Below are 19,679 nucleotides of genomic sequence, written 5' to 3' on the forward strand. Positions count from 1 at the left end.
CTGTTAGCGAAGTGGCGAACGCGGTATTTGGTGCGGTGCAACAAACGCTGGACGGATGGCGCGACTTGCAAAGCGCGATTTATCGTCCTGTGTCCATGGCAGCATCACGGTCTTCGTTCTAGGATCACGGCGATTCCCCAGAACAGGATGTATGGCCAGTGATGGACCTTTGCCGAACACTGCTACTTCTCGCGATCTCCACGGCATCCTTCGCGCAGGCGCAGGAACCCCAGGCCCTCGAACCGGTGCAGGTAACGCTTGTTGCCGAGGACACGGCGATTCGCCCGGGGCAGACTGCGTGGATCGGCCTGCGGCTTGTCCACGGCGCGGGGTGGCATACCTACTGGCGAAATCCGGGTGACTCGGGCCTGCCGACCAAGGTGCGTTTTGATCTTCCCGAAGGATTCACCGTCGATGACATCGCCTGGCCCGCACCGCAGCGGTTCGATGTAGGCGGGCTCTACAACGCAGGCTATGACGGCGACAGTGTTCTTCCGATCGCGCTGCATGTGCCGCCGACGGCTGCCGCCGGATCGACACTCACGATCCGCGCCGATGTTGCCTGGCTGGCGTGTCGCGAGGATTGCATCCCCGGCAAGGCATCGGTCGACCTGGCCGTGCCCGTCAGCACCGACGCGGCAGCGCCGGGCGCGGTGGCGGCGCAGTTTTCACGCGCCAGGGCGAGTGTGCCGCACGCCGTGTCGTGGAAGGCCAGTGCACGACGCGACAAGGATCATGTCATCGTCACGCTGGACGGCGACGACCTGCCGCCTGCCCGGCGCCTGGAGGCCTTCGTGGTCGAGCGGAAGGTGGTCGGCTACGCGCCGCCTGCGGTGCGCAGCGACGGACGGGCGCTGGAGGTCAGGTTCCCGCTGAGCGAATACTTCGAAAAGCCGCCGGCGTCACTGACCGTGGTGCTGGTGCAACGCGCGGGCGAGGCCGCGCGCGCATGGCAGGTGAGCGCGCCGTTCGCGTCGCCTTGACTGGCGGTTGTCGACTGTACGAATTTCTCTACCCCAGAACGCAGCATGGAGAGTGTGATGATGCTACGCCTTGCGATACCGTTTTCGCTCGTCTTCCTGATGATTCCGGCTGCGCAGGCCAAGGTTGCTGTCGGAGAACCGGCGCCCGAGTTCAGCGTGGTGGACAGCCAGGGCAAGACACGCAGCCTGCGCGAGTTCAAGGGCAAGATGGTGGTGCTCGAGTGGAACAATCCGGAATGCCCCTTTGTGAAAAAGCACTACGGCAGCGGGAATATTCCTGGCCAGCAGCAGGCGGCAACCAAGGACGGCGTCATCTGGCTGACGCTCAATTCCGGTGCAGTCGGCAAGCAGGGTAATGTGGACGGAAAAGCCGCCGACGCCTATGTTGCCGCGAACAAAGGCAGCCCCACCCACTATCTGATCGACAAGGAAGGCACGGTCGGGCACCTCTATGGCGCACGGACCACACCGCATATGTTCGTGATCGACGGCGCCGGCGTGATTCGCTACATGGGTGCGATTGACTCGGTGCCCAGTGCGGACAAGGCGGATCTGAAGGACGCCACGCAGTATGTACCCCAGGCACTCAAGGAACTGGCCGCCGGCAAGACGGTCAGCGTGCCCAGTTCCGAACCCTATGGCTGCTCGGTGAAATACGGCAGCTGAGCCACACTACCGCGACAACCGCAGCATCGCCGCCGCCGGCATCTGCCGGCGGCGGATCACCGCCCGTCAGCGGTGTATCAGCATCTGCATGAACAGCAGGAAGGCGATGATCACCACGGCCTTCCACAGCAGCGATTTTTTGTACCAGGGCGGGCTTTCCGTCAGCGTCTCGTCCGTCACCTTGTGGTTCTTGTACTTGAATTCCCGCGCGTAGGTCGGGTCGGAAAAGTGGACCACGATGACGTCTTTGTCCGGATCGAATCGTTCCGGCCACACGGCGAAGCGCTTGCGCGCCCAGACGATGGCGCCGATCGCCGCCACGCTGAGCGTGGGGTACAACAGGAACCAACCCATGTTCGATACCCGTTGCCAGCCGCCCGGATTGAACAGGGATGAGTAAACCAGCGCGAAGGCCATGAACGCGCCGAGATAGGCCAGGACGCGCAGCAGGCGCATGACCGGGCTGTGCTCCAGGATCTCCGCCGCCAATTCGTTTTGCGTGGCGTGTGCCTTGCACAGAGGGACAGGCAGGAACAGTACGTCGCTGCGGATAGTCAGGCCGATCAAAAGGCTGGGACGCAGCGATTTCACGCGCCCGACCCGGCACGGCGACTCCACCAGTTTGCCGGTGCTGCCGCAGCGGGCACAGCGTTGAGGCCAGGTCAGCGTGAGCCCTTCCTGGGGTACGAAAACACGCACTGTTTCAGACATTGCCATTGCCCTGTTGATCGGCAGCCCGCCGACAAGGAGGTCCAGCGGGGCAACGGATTCTAGAAGAAGGGTCTGTCGGCAGGTCGGTCGGGACCGTAAACGATGGTGGCGACTGGGAGTTCAGCCGCCGAGGCGACAGCTGGAGTCAGTGACCTGCTGCCAATCCGCCTGGACTCCTGGAGGTTCCGATGAAGGTCGTCAATTTCTCGCTGGAGAACGGCAACCGGTACTACGGCAAGATCGACGGGGAACGATTCTTCATCGGCCAGCGCGTGCCTTACCAGGGATTGAAGGGATTGATGAACGTGGCGGGCAGCCCGGCCCAGAAATACGACCGCGCCCAATACCGTGCCATCCATGGGTTCTGGGCGGATTTCATGCATCCTACGGCGATGGCCGAAGGCGCCCTGTTTCATACGCTCAATACCTACGACCGGGCGCTGTTTACCTTCTCGTTCCTGCAATACGCGGCCCACGTGCCGAACGGAGATTTCGTGGTCTACCTGCGCTCGCTCCTCGCGCTGTCGCAGGCCCGTGACTATTTTCCGGATCTGACACTCCAGAACGGACGGATCTGCCGGGTGACTGATACCGGCGTGCGGCCCCTGGAATCCGATGACTCGACCACGGGCCTGCAGGACTATCTCAACCCGACGAGCCAGGAAGTGGAAGATACGGAGATCGTCCAGGCTGCCAAGTTCATTCATTGGGTGCAACGTGACCCGGAACACCGGCACGTGCAGGTGGCGGTTGGCGTGGCGCACTTCAAGGAAAAGATGAAACGTTACGCTGTGCAGTACCACCTGGATGGCGCGGACGACATCACCTGCCTTCTGGTTGCGGACATCCGTCACCAGGGGCGTGCAAAGGGCCCGGTCATCGCCGCCGCGCTGGCCAGTTCCAATCCGCAGGCCGCCTTGCTCAAAATCGGCGAAACCAGCTATCCGGAGCGGGTTGCGACGCTCAAGCGCGAGATCAAGGCCCTGACAGCCGACGGCACGTTCGGGCGCAGGCGCTACCACCTCGATAGCGGTGAATTTGCGCTCAACTGACGCCGGCCCAGCGCTCGCGTAGCTACACCCCGCTGCCCGCCTGTTCGGCCTGCGAAAATCGTTCGGCGAGGTAGTCGACCACGGCGCGCACGCGCGCCGGAATGAAGCGTCCGCTGGGCATTACCGCATGCAGTGGGTACGACTCGCTTTGCCATTCCGGCAGCAGGCGTACGAGCGCACCGCGTTCCATATCCTGGCGTTGTTCGAGCGGTGACTTGAGCAGGATGCCGGCTCCGGCGACGGCCCATTGGCGCGCAATCGACGCATCGTCGACACGGCGATTGCCAGTGACGCGTACTTCGGTCCACGCGCCATCGCGCTGGAAGCGCCACACGCGGTGGGGCTTGCCGGCGCGGTCATAGGCCAGGCAGTTGTGGTGAGCCAGGTCCTGCGGCGTCAGCGGCGTGCCGTGACGTTCCAGGTAGGAGGGCGCCGCGGCCACGACGGGTCGCGCCGTCATCAGGGGACGAGCGACCAGGCGCGAGTCGACCAGCGTGCCATAGCGGATGGCGACGTCCACCTCGTCGCGAACGACATCGAGCGTCCGATCGCCGATCGTGAGCGCTATTTCGATGGCCGGATGCTGGTCGACAAAGGCATCCAGCCAGGGCAGGAGGGTGGTGCGCGCCAGGTCCGACGGTGCGGCGATCCGCAGGGTGCCGACCAGGTCGGCCCGGTCCGCGGCGACCTGGGCTTCGCCCTCCGCCACCAGCTCGAAGGCGCGCGCTGCGTAGTCGAGGAGGGTCTGGCCCTGCGTGGTCAGTCGCATGGCGCGGGTGGATCGCTCGAACAAGCGCGTCCCGAGCTGGTTCTCCAGGCGTTTGAGGGCGGCGCTGGCCGCCGCGGGCGTGAGGCCGAGCTGGCCGGCCGCGGCCGTCAGGCTACCGCAGCGGGCCGTGTGGATCAGGATCCGCAGATCTCCTAGATTTTCAATCTTCATTTGAAGGTAATTCTTTTTTTGACGGGCTTATCAATCTGAATTTCCGATTCTACGCTGTGCGCCTTTCCTCACCTACCCGGAGTAACCCCATGAAAGCGGTCGGCTACCACCAGTCTCTCCCGATTGATCATCCCGAAGCGCTGATCGATGTGACCTTGCCAGAGCCTGCGCCGGGCGAGCGGGACCTGCTGGTGCGCGTGAAGGCGGTCTCGGTCAATCCGGTCGACACGAAAATCCGGCGCAACCGCGCCCCCGCGAATGGCCACGCGGAGGTACTGGGCTGGGATGCGGTCGGTACCGTCGAGCGCGTCGGCAGCGGCGTCACGCGGTTCGCGCCGGGCGACCGGGTCTACTACGCGGGTGCGATCAACCGTCCCGGCACCAACAGCGAGCTGCATGTGGTGGACGAACGCATCGTCGCGCTGGCCCCAAGGTCGCTGGATGACAGCCAGGCCGCTGCGCTGCCGCTGACCGCCATCACGGCCTACGAATTGCTGTTCGACCGGCTCGGTGTGGAGCAGGGAGGCGGTACGGGAAAAACGCTGCTGGTGATCGGTGGGGCCGGTGGCGTCGGTTCCATCCTGATCCAGCTCGCACGCCAGCTCACGGGCTTGCGCGTGGTTGCAACGGCCTCGCGGCCCGAAACCCGCCAGTGGTGCCTGGACCTGGGTGCGCACGCGGTGATCGATCACAGTCGCCCGCTGGCGGCCGAACTGGCGGACGCGGGCATCGGCCCGGTCGAACTCGTTGCGGCGCTGACCCAGACTGAAGCGCATTTCGCCCAGATCGTCGAGAGCCTCAAGCCCTTTGGCCGCCTGGCGGTTATTGACGACATGGCGCAGCTGGACGTGGTGAAACTCAAGACAAAGTCCATTTCGCTGCATTGGGAACTGATGTTCACCCGCTCCCTGTTCGAGACGCCGGACATGGCGGAGCAGGGCCGCCTCCTGGCGGAAGTGGCAGACCTCGTGGATGCGGGGCGGATCCGGACGACGGCGGGTGCGCACTTCGGCGCGATCACTGCCGGGAACCTGCGCCGCGCACACGCCTTGCTCGAGAGCGGCAAGGCGCAGGGAAAGGTGGTTCTGGCGGGGTTCTGAAGCGGCGCGGCATCGCGGCGACGGCGATGCGCCGCGATGCTGTCGCTGGTGTAGCTACCCGAGATCCCGCCGCGGCAACGCCGCCGGCGGGCGTGCTCGCTACGGTTCGAATGTGCCCAGGAAGATGCGGTCGGAGGCCTTGCCGGTCAGCACGACGCGCCCGAACGTGCTGACGGTGGGCGAGAAGGTGATGGTTCCGTCCGCGCCGATCCAGGTATCGATTCCGCGGTTGAAGGTGGCGCCGCCGTTGGGAAGATTTGCGCTCGTCACCGCGGCTTCCACCGTGCCGGTGGCCGTCGGTACGGCAATGGGCACGCTCAAGTCGAAGATGCGTCGCGGCGCCTGACCGGGTGCGAGGACCCAGATGCCGTACTGGTCTGACGGGTCGGTGACCGCTTCGACGATGATCTCGCCCGTCGGAAGGACGGCGGTGGCGCCGAAACTTTGCCAGGTACGGCCCGGCTCGGGGCCATAGCTGCCGGTCAAGCCGATCAGGGCCACCAGCTCCGGAGATCCGCCGGTACGCACCCGCCACAGGCCGTTCGGGTTGCCGCCGTCGGACGTGGTGACGCCGGCGGAAAACGCCGCGAAGTCGCCGGCGGTGCTGAGCGATGCGTCATCAAAGGTGCGCCAGGTCGCGTTCTCCCAATGGGGCCCATAGGTACCCGCCTCGTCATTGATCGCCAGGGGGCGGTTGCTGACGCCGTCGTGCCAGAACAGGCCGAAACGGCTCGTCGCGCCCTCCGCCAGGCGGTAGTAGGCGAAAAAGCTGAACGTGTTGCCGCGACCGGGATGCGGCGTGCGGATATCGCTGCTGAACATGGCCGTCGCGACGCCGATCGCCGGTCCCCGCGCGCCGGTTTCGTCGTCCACCGCGATCGCCCGGGGGGCGCCGTTGCACACCTCCCAGATGCCGGCGCGCGAGCCGGTCGCGCTGAACCTGCCGTACACGCGGCCCGCGGAGCTGACGCTCAGGTCCGAGCTGAGCCAGCTGGAATTGAAGGAATCGCCGGCGACGAGCCCGGGTGCCAGCAGCGCATCCGTTGCGCCGGATCGCAGGCAGGGCTTGTTGCCTTCGCCGGGTACGTGGCGCGCGATCAGATGGCTGGAGGCGCCGGTAGGGCTGGTGACGTTGCCGTCCAGCAGGGCCTGGCCGTTTCTCATTCCGATGCTGGAGGCAAAGCTCGTCGAATTCGGAAAAACCCAGTTGGCGCCGAGGCCGGGACCGAGAATGCCGTCGGTCAGCGTGCGGGCAATTTCGATGTTGCGCGAGGTATCCCAGCGCCATTGGCCATAACTGGCGGACGCCGTATTGCCCGGCTCACCGGCGCGCGCCAGGAAGTAGCGCTGGCCATCGGGGGAGGCGCCGCTGCCGCCGGTGGGCACGGTCAGGAACACGTGACCGGCTTCGGCACCGGTACGTCCGGGACCGAGTGCGCCGGTGACATTCGCCTGCGTGTAGCGTGTCCAGTTGCCCTGGTGGCGCGCCCAATAGCCTGCGGCGCTCTCCGGCGTGGACACGCGCATCCCCAGCAGATCGCCGCCGGCATCACCGACCAGCACATCGCCAAACAGCCGGCTGGTGCCGGCCGGAAGGTGGTTGGCGACGACGCGGCCATCTTCACCGGCGACGACGCGCCATTGAATAGCCTGGGCGGACGCGAGCGGTGACATCATGGCCGCCGTCAGCGCGGCCGCTAGCAAAGTGTGTTGCAGCATGGTGTTTCTCAGGGGGAGTCAGCCCGACACGATAGCAGTCGGCTGCAACGCACGGACAGACTTCGCCGGCTCATGCGGTGAGTCGTGAGCACTGCGTCGCAGTTTTGACCTGTCGCTGCCGCACCGAAACATATGCCCGTCGGTCATATGTTTCGGTCGCGTCGATTGTACAACGCAGCAAAAGGAAAAATGATCGGTGCCGCGGCGCGCCGTTGGCGGGTCAGCTGATCTGCAACGCCGGCCAGCTGTCGAAGCGGGGAAGATCCCACTCCGGCTCCTCGCGCGCCGAAGCAATGTCATTGTGCCGCGCCAGCAGGAACAGATGCGGATAGGCCTTGCGGCGTTCGAAGTAGGTCTGGTCGTCTTGCGGATCGACGAGCGTGCCATTGGCATACAGGCACAAGGCCGCAGCGAAGGTGAGCTGGAGGCGAAAATCCAGCGGCGTGCGGCCGGCTGATGTCGTCAGCATGTATTCCGTTGCAGCGCTGAATGCACGCAGCTTGAGCGGCCATGGCGCCCGCCGGATGTGGCCGAGCCGGTCGTTGGACGACCGCGCGAGGTGCAGGAAGGACAGCAGCGGCTGGTCCCCGTAGCAATCGTGCTCTGGCACCGCTTCCGGATTGATGCGGATCTTGAACGGCACGACAGCCGACCGGAACGTTCGCGTGAGAACGAAGTCCGGGTGCCATTCGCAGTCCAGGCCACCGTCGTGCAACGTTTTCCTGAGCCGGGACGGAAGCTCAGGGACGTTCCAGAGCGCATCGCCCAACACGAACAGGTCAAAACTCACATGACCTCCACAGGGACGCGTCGTCGTGCCTGCGGCGGAACCGTGGTTCCGCCGCAGGCAGGCCGGAAGGATCAGTCGATATCGAACGACTGCAGGCTGACCGGCGTGCTGGTCAGCGCGGTGGCCGAGTTGTTGCCCGTATCGGCATCCGCAGTGGCGCTGCTCACCGTCGCAGTATCTGAAATGGTGGAGGGGGGCAGCCCGTTGTCGACAGTCACCGTCAGGGTGAATACGTCTGAAACCAACGCCATTGTGCCAATGCTGCAGCTGACGGTACCCGTGGCACCGACGGCCGGCGTGGTGCAGCTCCATCCGGCAGGGGCCGTCAAGGCGGTAAAGGTGGTTCCCGTCGGAATGACGTTGCTGAGGCTGACATTTGCCGCGGCGCTGGGGCCCGGATTGGTGATGGTGATGGTGTAGGTGATCGGTTGTCCGTTGATCGCGGTGGTGGTCGAGGGCGTATTGCTGATGCCCAGGTCGGCGGACGTTGCCACGGTGGTCACGGCGGTGCCACTGTCGTTGGCCGGCGTGCTGTCGGTGGTGGTGGTCGAGGCTGTCGCCGTGTTGGTGATCATCGTGCCGGCTGCCGTTGTCGCGTCGACGGAAACCACGAGCGTGAAGACCGCATTGCCCACGCCAAACGAGGCCTGGCTGCACGATACGCTGCCGCCGGCACCGACGGCCGGGGTCGTGCACGACCAACCGCCGGGTGACGACAGCGACACGAACGTCGTACCGCCCGGAAGCGTTTCGGACCAGGCCGCGTTCGTCGCGGGATCCGGTCCGTTGTTCGTCAGCGTGATCGTGTAGGTGAGGTTGGTGCCGGCCGTCACCGGGTCCGGCGAATCGGTCACGGTCGTGGCGAGGTCAGTGATCAGGAAACCCGTCGGCGCGAAGTAGGCCACCAGCGGATCATGGTCGGACACGCGCAGGCCCGTGGCGGGATTATTGCGTTCGGTTTCCGGGTAGTCGGCATCGATGCGGGCATGCTCGATGCGCCGCGCCGTGGTGTCGCTCACCACGCCGGCACTGGCAAGCGCATGGTCAATGTTCTGGGCGTTGCCGTCGTGGACATAGGAGTAGCGCTCTGCGGCAGGCGGTGTGTTGACGAGATTGGTCAGGTCCGGGTTGAGCTGGTCGACGCCATCCCCCGTGTTGGGTGCCGTCGGGCAGGTGCTGCATACGACGGTTTCGCTGTCCGGCGTCGGCGTGCCGGCCAGCGTGTTCATCGTGTCCTGGTAGCCGTCGTTGAATTCGAAGGCGTTGAAATCGCCGATCACCAGCAGGTGTTCGCCGGGCGTCGAGGTGAGGCGCCCCTGGACGTACTGGGCGACGAAATCCGCTTGCAGTTGCCGCTTGCGACGGACGCGATCGCCCGCCGTCGTTGCACCGCTGACAGTAGTGTCGTCGATACCCAGCAAGGATCGCAGGTGATTGTTGATCACGACGACAGGGAACGTGGCCCCCGGTGCGCGATGGACGACCGCATCGAGCACCAGCGGCGGCCGGTCATGCAGCAGCGCCGAGCTGCCGTCCGTCGGGTCGATCCAGGTCGCGCTTCCCCCCACCTGGGTGACGGAATTGACCGTGACGCGGGCCGCGCCGCCGGTCACCGGCGCCGTCTTCACCAGGAATCCCACATCGATGCCGCCGACATCGTTGCCTTCGCTGAGATAGGCGACGTACATCGGGTTGGGCTGGGATGCCGCTACCGCATCGTTGTTGATCTGGGTGGCGAGTGCCTGCAAGGTGGAGAGATTCTCCACTTCCTGCACACCGATGATGTCTGGTGCCTGCAAATGCACGCGGATCGCGATCGACGCCTTGGCGAGGCGATTGCCGAATGCGGTGGCGGTCAGCACCGGCTCGCCCAGCGGATCGTCGACCGTGTCGAAGAATCGCTGCAGGTTGAAGGAAACCACGGTGAACTCGGTGCTCTGCGGCGCCGTGACCGTTGCCGGCAGTACGCCCGGCGTGACGGTGATGGCCTGCGTGCCATCGGGATAGATGGCGTAGCCGCGGAAGCCGTAGTCGAGCGGGCCGGTGGCCGGGCCCAGCGTATCGCCGGTTTTCACTGTCAGCACCGGTTGGCTGTTGACAGTCGCACTTTCCACGCGCAGGCGTTCGGGATTGGTGTCCCAGCGCGGAATGGGTGGAATCGTGCCGGTCGGCGGCACATCGGGGGCCTGGATGCCCGGTTCCCGGAATGGCCGTGGAACACCCGTGAGCACTGCGTGGAAGCGGCCGTTGCTCGTCCCCGTCGCGCTGGTCTCCGTCACCGTGCCGTCACTGGGGCCGGTGACGGTGAGTGATGCCGCGGACACGCGCATGCCTTCCACCCGTTCGAGCTGGTCGTGCGGGCCGGCGGGATCCGGGAACGTGGCCGTCAGCGGGACAGGCGTTGGCAATGTCTGGCCCGGCGCCGCGAGCTGGGCCACGGTTGGCGAGGTCAGCTCGGTAACCGGCGGCTGCTGCGGATCCGAAGCAGGGACGAATTCCGCCACTGTTCCGGTGACCTGTACCTGAGCGGTAAACGCTGCCGCTGCGGGGGCGCGCTGCTGGTGAACACGAATATACCTTCGGATGTCGCGGGATCCGCATCGACCTCGGCGTCTTCCTCCTGCAGGAAGAACCCGTTGCTCTTGACCCCCGTGACGATGCCGCGGACGGTGACCGAACTTCCGACGACGGGAGAGCTGGCGCCGGGGCCCTGCACATCGTGGATGGGCGTTACGGTGACATCGTCGTTGGTGATCGTGCCCTGGCCCTGCACGTCGCCGGCGTTGGCGCCGGTAATCGTGGAAAGGTTGACGAAGAACGTTTCGTTGGCTTCCGGCGTGAGATCACTGTTGACGGTGACCGGGAGTATCGCGCTGCTGTTTCCGGCGGCGATGGTGACGGGCGTCGCCGTCACGGCCACGAAGTCGTTGTCCGCGAGGGTTGCCGTGTTTTCGGCGGTCGCCCACTGGAAGGAAACGCCACCCGCGCCGGCCGGCGCCGTGAGCGATACCGTGAAGAGGAATGTCGACGTGCCCGCATCGCCTTCGGCGAGGCTGACATCGTCGATATTGATGGTCGGCAGGCCGCCGGTTGCCTGTGGCGTGAGCGAGAAGTCATCAATGCCCAGCCCGTCGTCAGCGCTGGATGCATCGGTGTCGGTCCAGCGGATCCAGAAGGTGGCGCCATTGGCAATGCTCAGCGCGGGGATCGTCGCAATCTTCTGCGTGCGATTGCCCGCTGCATTGCCATTCTTCGCGCCGACCGTGGCTGTATCCGGGCTGACGAAGTTCAGCGCGGCCACGCCAGTCCAGCTGCCGGTGACCAGATCCGTGGCGTTGGTGCTGTACTCGAAATTGATCTGGTCCGTGCGCGCGGCCGTGCCAAGCCGCCATTGCTCGCCGAAATAGTTCAGGTCGAGGCTGGCAAGGGTCGCGCCGGTATTGTTGGTGAAGCAGGCGCCGTACAGCGCGATCAGCGTACCGCTGCGCAGCGCACCCAGCGCGCGTTCCGTGGCGCCGGCAGCACCGTAGCTGTAGGTGTCGCCGGTGTTGCTGGCGCCGGTATCGACGGCGTACTGCTCGTTGTCGCGGGCGCCGCCGCCCGATTCGGTCAGGAACCAGCCCGGTATGGTGAGGTTGTTGGTGGTTGACCCGGCTGTATTGACCAGCGTGTCGAAGTTCTGCGAGTAGGCACTGCCGATCGTCGTGAGGCTGATGCATTGCGCTTGCAGCAGGCTGGGCAGCAGGAAAAGAGCAGCGAGCAAGACCAGGCGCGACGTGCGCGCGAAAAGGGCGTTCGGCATGTGATTCCTCGACAGGGTTTGCGACCACACCGCGTACCCGTCGACTATAGCCCGGCCCTGCTACGGGTTGGAATCGTGTGCGAAAGGCATTGCGCAGTGACAATGCCCAGATCAGCCCGCTGCACCGCGGCGCTCAGGCCGGCTGCCGCCGGCGACGCAGGGTGCGCGCCAGCCAGTAGATCGTCAGGACGACGACCAGGAGTACCGGCAGCGCCAGCACGCCTGATTTCCGGATCGGTTCCGGGAACAGCTTGGCTTGGCCGAGAAAGAACGAACTCGTCGCGACGAAGAGGGCAAAGCCCAGCCGCCACAGGTGCCGCGCGATACGCCGTGGTCCTTGGAGCGCGCCGGCGCGCAGCAGGCGCCAGTCGCCGATCACCGCCAGGGCGCCAAATGTCGCAAAGAAGAAGAAGGGAAAGGCCGGCAGATGATCCACGCGGCCGTTCGGGCTGTTCAATGCCGTCACGCCGAACACGACATTGGCTAGGGTGATGGCGATGGCCGCCGCCATCAGGCCGGTGAGAAGCCCGCGGGACTCGTCCACCGTTCGCCGGACCGCCAGCAGTCCGGTGGTGACGAAATAGAACGTCAGGAGGCCAACGAGCATTGAGCCGCGCTCGGGCATGCGTGCGGCGATCACGGCGCCGGTCGACGACATGACCAGCATTGCGGCGACGAAATACAGGCCGCTGCGCTTGTGCAGGCCCGAGCCCTTGGCCGCATAGAGCGCCACGGCGCCCGCGGCGAGGGAGACGAGTCCGGCGCTGATATGGATAAGCAGTGTCATGGCGTGGTCTACCGGTAGAGCCCCTTTGGTGACCGGACTCTTGCCTAGCCGGGAGCCGGCGCAAAGCGGATTGCGACGGGAGACCGGGTCGGCGGCACGAATGACGGCCAGCGTGGATGAGCGGCTGTGGGCGTTCGGATGCGCCCCAGCCCGGATATCGACGCAGACCGGGCTGCCGCGGTCGCGGTTGGTCAGTGCCAGCCGTGCCTGGTCGCAGGCGTTCCGTCATTCGTCCCACCACGCCTCGTGCAGAGGCCATCGTGCGATGACAATGCCTGCAGGTTCCGGTAGTGGCCTGCAAACAGGCTGCTGGCACCCGGTTCATCCCCTGCACGTTCATTGGTATCGTCCGGACATGACTGCCGCTTCTTCCGCATCACCGGGATTTTTCGCCCAGGCGCTCGGCGGTCGCCGCCTCGTTGCGGCGTTGTGCGCCAGCTTCATCATCAGCCTGATCATCCTGCCGACCTGGGAGGCGAGCTACCGCGTCCTGCTCGGCCGCCTGGTGGCGATCGCAACGCTGGAATTGATGGTGTTCGCGCTGTTCGAGCGCTGGCCGCGGCGTTTGCCCTCGTGGATCGCACGCTGGGCCCTGCAGGTCATCGGCGTGGCGGTCGCGGTGCCGTTCGTGGTGTGGTTTGTCTACCTGTTCACAACGCTGGGTAACCCGGTGCCGTTCTGGCATGACCGCACGCGCATGGCCGGTTACTCCTTCATGACCGTACTGGGACTTCTCACCGCTCCGTGGATGGCAGTCTCGGCGCTGCTGCGGCAGATCAAGGACGAGGCGCGCAACCAGGCATTGGCATTCGAGCTGGAACGCAGCGAATACGAACGCAAGGCGCTGGACGCCCGCCTGCGATTGCTGCAGGCCCAGGTGGAACCTCACTTCCTGTTCAACACCCTCGCGAATGTGCGCGAACTGGTGGATTCCCGCTCGCCCCAGGCGTCTGCCGTGCTGGGCAGCCTCATTGCTTACCTGCGCGCGGCCGTGCCGCGGCTCAACGAACCGTCGACGACGCTGCAGCAGGAGATCGAACTCGTGCGCGCCTACCTGGAGGTGATGCACATGCGCATGCCGGATCGTCTTCAGTTCGCGCTGGACGTCGACGAGGCCGCGTTGCCGCTGCGGTGCCCGCCGATGACGCTGCTGACCCTGGTGGAGAACGCGGTGCGGCATGGCATTGATCCGGCAGAGGAGGGCGGGCGCATCGACGTGCGTGTCCGGTTGCAGGACGGCCGATGCCGGGCGGAAGTCGTCGACACGGGCATGGGTCTTCACACCGGCAGTGGTGGACTCGGAACCGGCCTGTCGACCTTGAGGGAGCGCCTGCTCCTTACATTCGGCAGCGACGCCCAATTGAATCTCTCCGCGGTGGCGCCGCAGGGTGTGCGGGCGGAGATTGAGTTTCCAGCGCAACGGAGTTCCCCATGACGGCAGCGCGACCGACGGCCTTGATTGCCGACGATGAACCCCTGTTGCGGCAGGCACTGGAGCGCATGCTGGAATCCGAGTGGCCGGCGCTGGAAATTGTCGCCTCTGTGCGCAATGGCCGTGAGGCGGTGGAGCGCTTCGAGGCGCTGACGCCGGATATCTGTTTTCTCGACGTCCATATGCCCGGCCTTTCCGGCGTCGAAGCGGGCCGGCTGATCGGCCGTCGCGCGCACCTGGTCTTCGTGACAGCCTTCGACAACTATGCGGTGCAGGCCTTCGAGCAGGGCGCGCTGGATTACCTGATGAAGCCGGTCGAGACGGCGCGCCTGGCCGATACGGTGCTGCGACTCAAGGAACGGCTGCGCGTCGCACAGCCCGCACCCGATTCGGATGCCTTGCTGGACCAGTTGGCCGCGTATCTGCAGAAGAAGTCGGCGCCGCACTCTTTGCGCTGGATCCGCGCCTCGGTGGGGCAGTCAGTGCGGCTGATAGCGGTGGAAGAGATCGATTTCCTGAAATCCGATGAAAAGTACACAGTCATCGCCTGGCGCGGCGACGGCGGCAAGCCCGGTGAGGCGCTGATCCGGACGCCGCTCAAGGAACTCATTGCGCAGCTGGATCCGACCCAGTTTGCCCAGGTGCATCGATCGGTCGTGGTGAACCTGCGCGCCATCAGCCACATCACGCGCGGCGCGAATGAAACCGCGGACATCCATCTCAAGGGCAGGCAGGACGTGTTGCCGGTCAGCCGCAGCTACCTGCACCTGTTCCGCCAGATGTAGCGCGGGATGGTGGTGCAGCACGCGGTTTGTCGGAAAAGAGCGGGACGGCCGACTCCCGGCGGCCGTCCCGTGCCATCAATGGATGCGTTGTGCGGCCCGATGACGATCTGGGGTGCGCCGGAGGGAACTGCCGCGCGAGCGGCCTTGAGATCTCCAGCACGTACGGTTAGACGCACCGGCCATCGATTCCCCCTACCTTTCGACAACGTGCGGTTTCACGCTCCGTTGACCGGATGCGTAGCACGTTCAGGTCCCGTTGGCGTTCCGCTCAATGACGGTAGCGGAATGTGAGTGTGTAGGAACGCCCGATGGGGTCGTCGAAATTGACGTTGTAGTTGGCGCTATACGGGCCGTAGTACGTGGGCTCGTGGTCCAGGGCGTTGCCGATGTTGAGCGCCAGCGACCAGTGGTCGGAGGGCGCATAGCGCAGATTGAGATTGAGCGTGAAAAAGCCCGGCGTCACGCACTTGTCAGCGGCTTTCTGCTCTTCGCTGCAGGTGACGTAGTCGCTTTCGAACAGGTAGTTCCGGTACGGGCCGACGTAAACGAGTCCGGCCGTTGCCGCCCAGGGGGCACGGATGAAATCGAAATCGAGCCGGCCACGGAATTTCGGTGCCGATTCGTAGCCTGCATAGCGTTCGGCAATCGTGTCGCCTTCGACCAGCAGTTCACGCCGCAGCACGTAGGTGGCGTCCATGCGCACGGTGTACTCGTTCAGCGCGGAGTCCTCGAAGCGGTATTCACCGGAGAAATCCAGGCCGCGCGACTTGGTGTAGCCGAAGTTCACGGGATACACGTGCAGTCCGGTGAGCACGCCGTTCTCGTTGCGCTCGGTAAATCCGGGGAATCGCTCCGTATTCAGCAGCGCGTAGGCCACCGGCAGGTTGGCGATCTCTTTCCGCCGCGTGATGTTGTAGAGATCAAGGCTGAGGTTGAGATCCGTCATCGGCGTATAGACGACGCCGACGTTGTAGCTGCGTGAGGTTTCGGCGGCGAGCTCGGGGTTGCTGTGCGTGCTGACCTGCAGACTGCAGTCAATACCGGTCGTCCCCACGAAGATCGGCGTGGCGCACGGCGCCAGGTTCTTCGGGATGCGGATCGTCTGGATGGAAATGTCGCCTTCCGGCCGCTCGCGTTCGATCGCCATCGGCGGCCGGTAGCCGTCGACGGCGGTGCCGCGCAGCAGGATCGTGTCCGTCGGCGTCCAGCGCAGCGCCACTTTGGGCGAGGAGGCAGCAGCGGATGCGCGCCCCTTGTCGATGCGCCAGCCCAGTTCGGTGGTGAAGCGCGGCAGGAAGGGCAGCGTTGCCTGGGCGTAGGCGGCAGCGGCGTTGTCGGTGGTGGTCTGCGGGTAGCTCACCAGGCCGGTGGCGACGTTGTCGGGAATGTTCAGCAGCGTGGAGGGAACGTCGTAGATGCTGATGTGGCGTGCATTGGCGCCCAGCTCCACTTCGATGGGCCCGCCCTTGAGATCCCACAGGGAGCGCGTTGCATCGCCCACCCACTCGTGCTGCGTATTGCGTCCGGAACGATGGATGGTCGGCGACATCGCCTCCAGGATTTCCGGCGAGTTCGGACCAAAATAGTTGTAGCCGGTGGTCGACAGCAGGACGCCGGATACCCGGTCAGCCGTGCGGTTCTGCTGGAGCGACAGGTCGGTCGTCCACTGCCAGCCCAGCCAGTCGCCCTTGGCGCCAAACGTGATGCCGCGGGAGGTCGAAACGGTGCGCTCGCGTACCGGGCCGAGGTCAGCGAAGGCGTAATCGAGCAGGCCGGGCAGGTCGGTGATGCCGGGAATGCCGTCGGAAATCTCGACGGTGCGCACTTCCGGCCGCGCCTGTTGTTGCTGCGTGACCTGGGTCCAGCGCAGGTCAGCGTGAATCTCCACCGATTCGTCAATTTCGCGCGTGATCCGCAGCGAGCCTGACTTGGACAGGAAGTCCGTCTGCAGCGAGGCGTACTTTGCGCTGTCCATCACGCAGACGCCCTCGTCGTTGAGGGAATCCTGCGGGCAACCCGGCAGGGCAATCCAGTTCGGCGGCAGTTCGCCGCTTTCGTCGATCGGAATGAACGTGCCGGGGTAGGAGTGGTAGGAACGCTGGTCCCACAGGCCGATACGGCGCTTGTCCTGGGTGTACCAGTCGCGCTGTTTGCCGATCAGGGGATACCGGCGTGTGTAATCGGCGTACAGCAGGTAGCGGTTCTCGCCCATCGTGTCGCCGAGGGCGGCGGTTGCGCCGGTGTGGGAACCGTCGCCGTACTGGGATGTTCCGGCGGTCGCCGACAGGTCGATGCCTTCGAAGGCGTGGCGCAGGTGCAGGTTGATGACGCCGCCGATGGCATCGGCGCCGTAGCGCGTCGACGCCCCCTCGCGCAGTATTTCGACCGATTCGATCAGCCCCAGCGGAATGCTGTTGACGTCGACCACGGCGCCGAATCCGCCCTGGGTCAAGCCGTAATTCGCCATGCGGCGACCTTCGATCAGCACCAGGGTGGACTTGGCGCCCAGTCCGCGCATGCCGACCGACGCTGCACCGGCGGCACCGCCGTGGCTGTAGGTGGCATCCGGTTGCGAAGCCATCAGTTCGGTGCGGGAGATCTCCAGGCCGGGCTGGCTGCGCAGGAGGTCTGAAAGGGTGACTGCGCCGCTGCGCTCGATTTCGGCGCGCGTGATGACGGTGCCGGATGTGAAGCCAGTCCAATGTTCCACGCGGGCGTGTGGCTCGGTCACTTCCACGGTGGGAAGGTCCGTCGTCGTCCGCTCGATACGCAGGCTCACCCGCGGTGCCGGCGCCGCGCTGATCACGAAAGTATCCGATTCGATAGCGCGTGCGGTCAGGCCGCTACGCCGGAGCAAGCGCTGCAGCGCCTTTGCCGGCGGCCACTTGCCCTTGAGCGCGGGCACGGAACGCCCCGCCACGAGCGCCGGGTCGAACAGCAGCTGCACATTGCCCTGCTGCGCGAGCTGGGTCAGGGATTCCGCCAGCGGGCCGGCGGGGATCTCCCACGCCCGGACCTGCTTCGCACCAGCATCGCCGTCGGCAGCGAGGCCGCTACCGACCGGGATTGCGAGAAGCAACAAAAACCAGGCTATGCGCCATCGGCACTCCGTCGGTAACGCCACTGGCCCACCTCGTCAACGTTTCGGGGCAGGGTGCAGCACGATTTCCCGCTCGGACGGGCGTTCGGCGCGCAGTGGCCAACCGGCCTCAAGGGCTTTCACCAGCGCCGACTGGTCGCCGGCGTGGAAAACGCCGCTGACGACGATGGCGTCGAGGCTGTGATCGGCCAGGCGGATCTGCGTGGTCGAGTAGCGGTTCATCTCAGCGACGAGGTCGGCGAGCTGCCGGCGATTGAACACCAGCTCGCCGCGCGTCCAGGCCTGCGCCGCGTCGATGTCGGTGGCCTGGGCGGTGCGGATCGTGCCGGTCAGGTCGAAGCTGGCCTGGCTGCCTGCCTGGATCACCGTCGGCTCGGCGGTAGAACCATCGGTAGCAATCGAGACGATGCCCTGCAGCAGGGTGACGGTCACTTTGTTGGCGGTGAAGGTCACCTGGAAGCGGGTGCCGATATCGCGGATGGTGCCGTTGGCGGCATAGGTGACGAAGGGCTGGCCCGGCTTGGGAGCCACGTCGATGTCGACCCGGCCGTGATCGACGGTAAGCTCGCGCCGATCACTTGTGTAGCGCACCCGGATTGCTGAATTCGTATCGAGCATGACGCGGCTGCCGTCTTCCAGCTTGATCTCGCGCTGCTCGCCGATGGCGGTCTGGTAGAGCGTGCCCGGATCGGTGCCGCGCCACTTAAGGGCGGTGGTGACCGCGACGACGGCCAGGGCGGCTGCGATGCCGGCCCACAGGCCCAGACGTCCGCGCGGGCCGCCTTCTTCCAGCTGGCCGGCTGGCCCCTTGCGCAAGGCCGCTTTGGCGGCTGCGGCAAGCATCGGGTCATCGGTCAGCTGCAGGGCACTGATATGGAGCTGCTGTGCCGCCAGGAAATCGTTCTGATTGGCCGGAGAGGCGTCGTACCAGGCTTCGAAGGCGGCGCGGTCGCTGTCGGTCCACTCGGGAGAGGCCAGACGTGCCACCCAGGCTTCGGCCGAAGCCGGGACGTCCGTGTCTATCACATTGATCGACGATTTCACTTCGGCTCCAAGGCGAGGGGTTTGGCCTTGCCGATCTTCTCGCGAAGAACGCCAAGAGCCTTGGTAATCTGTTTTTCGACCGCCTTGACCGAAATGGCGCAATGGCGAGCGATCTCACTATAGCTCATGCCTTCGATGCGGTTGAGCAAGTATATCTGCCGGCAACGGTCCGGAAGCCCCAAAATGGCCTGCCTGACAAGGGCTAATTCTTGCTGGTCAGCCACCCGCTGGTCGTGCGGGGCCTCGCCGGAGGGCAGATCCATCACCCCTTCGTGCAGACTGACATGGGCGACGGCGGCACGCGCCGCGCCGTAGCGACGGCGGTCGTTGTGGGCGTTGAGGGCAATGCGGTAGAGCAGGGGCTTCCACGCGGTTTCGGCCTCGCTGTCGCGATAGCGCACCAGACTGAGGAAGCTTTCCTGTGCGATATCTTCGGCGTCGGCCTCGCAGCCGGTCAGCCGGCGCAGAAAGCTCACCAGGGCCGGACGCTGCTCGAGCACGAAGCGATCGAACACGTCGCTCCGCGGTGTCGTCACGACCAATAGCGGCTGCTTGTCTAAACCCATCGAACTGACCCTGGCGCGGAGGGGTGGCCCAGCTTCCCCGGTGAATACGTCACGACGTAATCCATGGCTGCCCCACGGCCATGGGCGCGCCCACCCCCCAGTGGGTCAGCCGACATGACCGAATCCGGACAGGTTAACCCGTACGGCCACGTAGCGTATAGGTACCGGTCAGACAAAGTGACGAACGGATCACCAGCCGGCG

The 19,679-nt window shown here is 65.3% G+C and carries 16 protein-coding genes; 6 read left to right on the forward strand and 10 right to left on the reverse strand.

The genetic code is table 11. The features are described 5' to 3' along the window. Nucleotides 1-161 precede the first annotated feature (161 nt). Both N4264_RS12955 and N4264_RS12960 read left to right on the forward strand, forming a co-directional pair. Nucleotides 162-983 (forward strand): protein-disulfide reductase DsbD domain-containing protein, encoded by an 822-nt coding sequence (locus tag N4264_RS12955; RefSeq protein ID WP_261697454.1) that lies wholly within the window; start codon nt 162-164, stop codon nt 981-983. A 57-nt stretch (nt 984-1,040) separates the two neighbouring features. Beyond that, nucleotides 1,041-1,649, forward strand: a complete 609-nt coding sequence (locus N4264_RS12960) for a redoxin domain-containing protein (protein ID WP_261697455.1) — start codon at nt 1,041-1,043, stop codon at nt 1,647-1,649. A 66-nt stretch (nt 1,650-1,715) separates the two neighbouring features. On the opposite strand, the gene N4264_RS12965 is transcribed toward N4264_RS12960, so the two are convergent. Continuing rightward, on the reverse strand, nt 1,716-2,360 hold the full coding sequence (locus N4264_RS12965) for a hypothetical protein (RefSeq protein ID WP_261697456.1): 645 nt from the start codon (nt 2,358-2,360) through the stop codon (nt 1,716-1,718). A gap of 188 nt (nt 2,361-2,548) precedes the next feature. Between N4264_RS12965 and N4264_RS12970 the strand changes: the two genes are divergently transcribed. Beyond that, nucleotides 2,549-3,412: a hypothetical protein gene (locus N4264_RS12970; RefSeq protein WP_261697457.1), complete on the forward strand. Its 864-nt coding sequence runs from the start codon at nt 2,549-2,551 to the stop codon at nt 3,410-3,412. Nucleotides 3,413-3,434: 22 nt separating this feature from the next. On the opposite strand, the gene N4264_RS12975 is transcribed toward N4264_RS12970, so the two are convergent. Then, nucleotides 3,435-4,352 carry a LysR family transcriptional regulator gene (locus N4264_RS12975; RefSeq protein ID WP_261697458.1) on the reverse strand — a complete coding sequence of 306 codons (918 nt, stop codon included), beginning with the start codon at nt 4,350-4,352 and terminating at the stop codon, nt 3,435-3,437. 89 nt (nt 4,353-4,441) lie between these two features. On the opposite strand from N4264_RS12975, the gene N4264_RS12980 reads away from it, so the two are divergent. Beyond that, the gene (locus tag N4264_RS12980; protein WP_261697459.1) at nt 4,442-5,452 is read left to right on the forward strand and encodes a zinc-binding alcohol dehydrogenase family protein; all 1,011 of its coding nucleotides are present in this window, start codon (nt 4,442-4,444) and stop codon (nt 5,450-5,452) included. Between the two features lie 99 nt (nt 5,453-5,551). On the opposite strand, the gene N4264_RS12985 is transcribed toward N4264_RS12980, so the two are convergent. The 5 genes from N4264_RS12985 to N4264_RS13005 form a co-directional block, all read right to left on the reverse strand. Continuing rightward, nucleotides 5,552-7,171 (reverse strand): hypothetical protein, encoded by a 1,620-nt coding sequence (locus N4264_RS12985; RefSeq protein ID WP_261697460.1) that lies wholly within the window; start codon nt 7,169-7,171, stop codon nt 5,552-5,554. Nucleotides 7,172-7,391: 220 nt separating this feature from the next. Beyond that, nucleotides 7,392-7,961 (reverse strand): hypothetical protein, encoded by a 570-nt coding sequence (locus N4264_RS12990; protein ID WP_261697461.1) that lies wholly within the window; start codon nt 7,959-7,961, stop codon nt 7,392-7,394. Nucleotides 7,962-8,032: 71 nt separating this feature from the next. Continuing rightward, nucleotides 8,033-10,465 carry a DUF8508 domain-containing protein gene (locus N4264_RS12995; protein ID WP_261697462.1) on the reverse strand — a complete coding sequence of 811 codons (2,433 nt, stop codon included), beginning with the start codon at nt 10,463-10,465 and terminating at the stop codon, nt 8,033-8,035. Continuing rightward, complete coding sequence (locus N4264_RS13000; RefSeq protein ID WP_261697463.1) at nt 10,411-11,763, reverse strand: Calx-beta domain-containing protein; 1,353 nt, start codon at nt 11,761-11,763, stop codon at nt 10,411-10,413. Before N4264_RS13000 ends, N4264_RS12995 begins: the two co-directional genes overlap by 55 nt. Nucleotides 11,764-11,896: 133 nt before the next feature. Further along, complete coding sequence (locus N4264_RS13005; RefSeq protein WP_261697464.1) at nt 11,897-12,550, reverse strand: DUF2306 domain-containing protein; 654 nt, start codon at nt 12,548-12,550, stop codon at nt 11,897-11,899. 355 nt (nt 12,551-12,905) lie between these two features. Between N4264_RS13005 and N4264_RS13010 the strand changes: the two genes are divergently transcribed. After that, nucleotides 12,906-13,985 carry a sensor histidine kinase gene (locus N4264_RS13010; RefSeq protein ID WP_261697465.1) on the forward strand — a complete coding sequence of 360 codons (1,080 nt, stop codon included), beginning with the start codon at nt 12,906-12,908 and terminating at the stop codon, nt 13,983-13,985. Then, nucleotides 13,982-14,767, forward strand: coding sequence for a LytR/AlgR family response regulator transcription factor (locus N4264_RS13015; RefSeq protein WP_261697466.1), 786 nt, complete (start codon nt 13,982-13,984; stop codon nt 14,765-14,767). The genes N4264_RS13010 and N4264_RS13015 overlap by 4 nt, the downstream gene beginning before the upstream one ends. Before the next feature lie 268 nt (nt 14,768-15,035). On the opposite strand, the gene N4264_RS13020 is transcribed toward N4264_RS13015, so the two are convergent. The 3 genes from N4264_RS13020 to N4264_RS13030 are packed head-to-tail and all read right to left on the reverse strand — an operon-like array spanning nt 15,036 to nt 19,477. Beyond that, the gene (locus N4264_RS13020) at nt 15,036-17,846 is read right to left on the reverse strand and encodes a TonB-dependent receptor (RefSeq protein ID WP_261697467.1); all 2,811 of its coding nucleotides are present in this window, start codon (nt 17,844-17,846) and stop codon (nt 15,036-15,038) included. Between the two features lie 57 nt (nt 17,847-17,903). Next, the gene (locus N4264_RS13025) at nt 17,904-18,911 is read right to left on the reverse strand and encodes a FecR family protein (protein WP_261697468.1); all 1,008 of its coding nucleotides are present in this window, start codon (nt 18,909-18,911) and stop codon (nt 17,904-17,906) included. Beyond that, complete coding sequence (locus N4264_RS13030; RefSeq protein ID WP_261697469.1) at nt 18,908-19,477, reverse strand: RNA polymerase sigma factor; 570 nt, start codon at nt 19,475-19,477, stop codon at nt 18,908-18,910. Before N4264_RS13030 ends, N4264_RS13025 begins: the two co-directional genes overlap by 4 nt. Between the last annotated feature and the right edge of the window lie 202 nt (nt 19,478-19,679).

This window comes from Tahibacter amnicola, assembly GCF_025398735.1.
GTDB lineage: Bacteria > Pseudomonadota > Gammaproteobacteria > Xanthomonadales > Rhodanobacteraceae > Tahibacter > Tahibacter amnicola.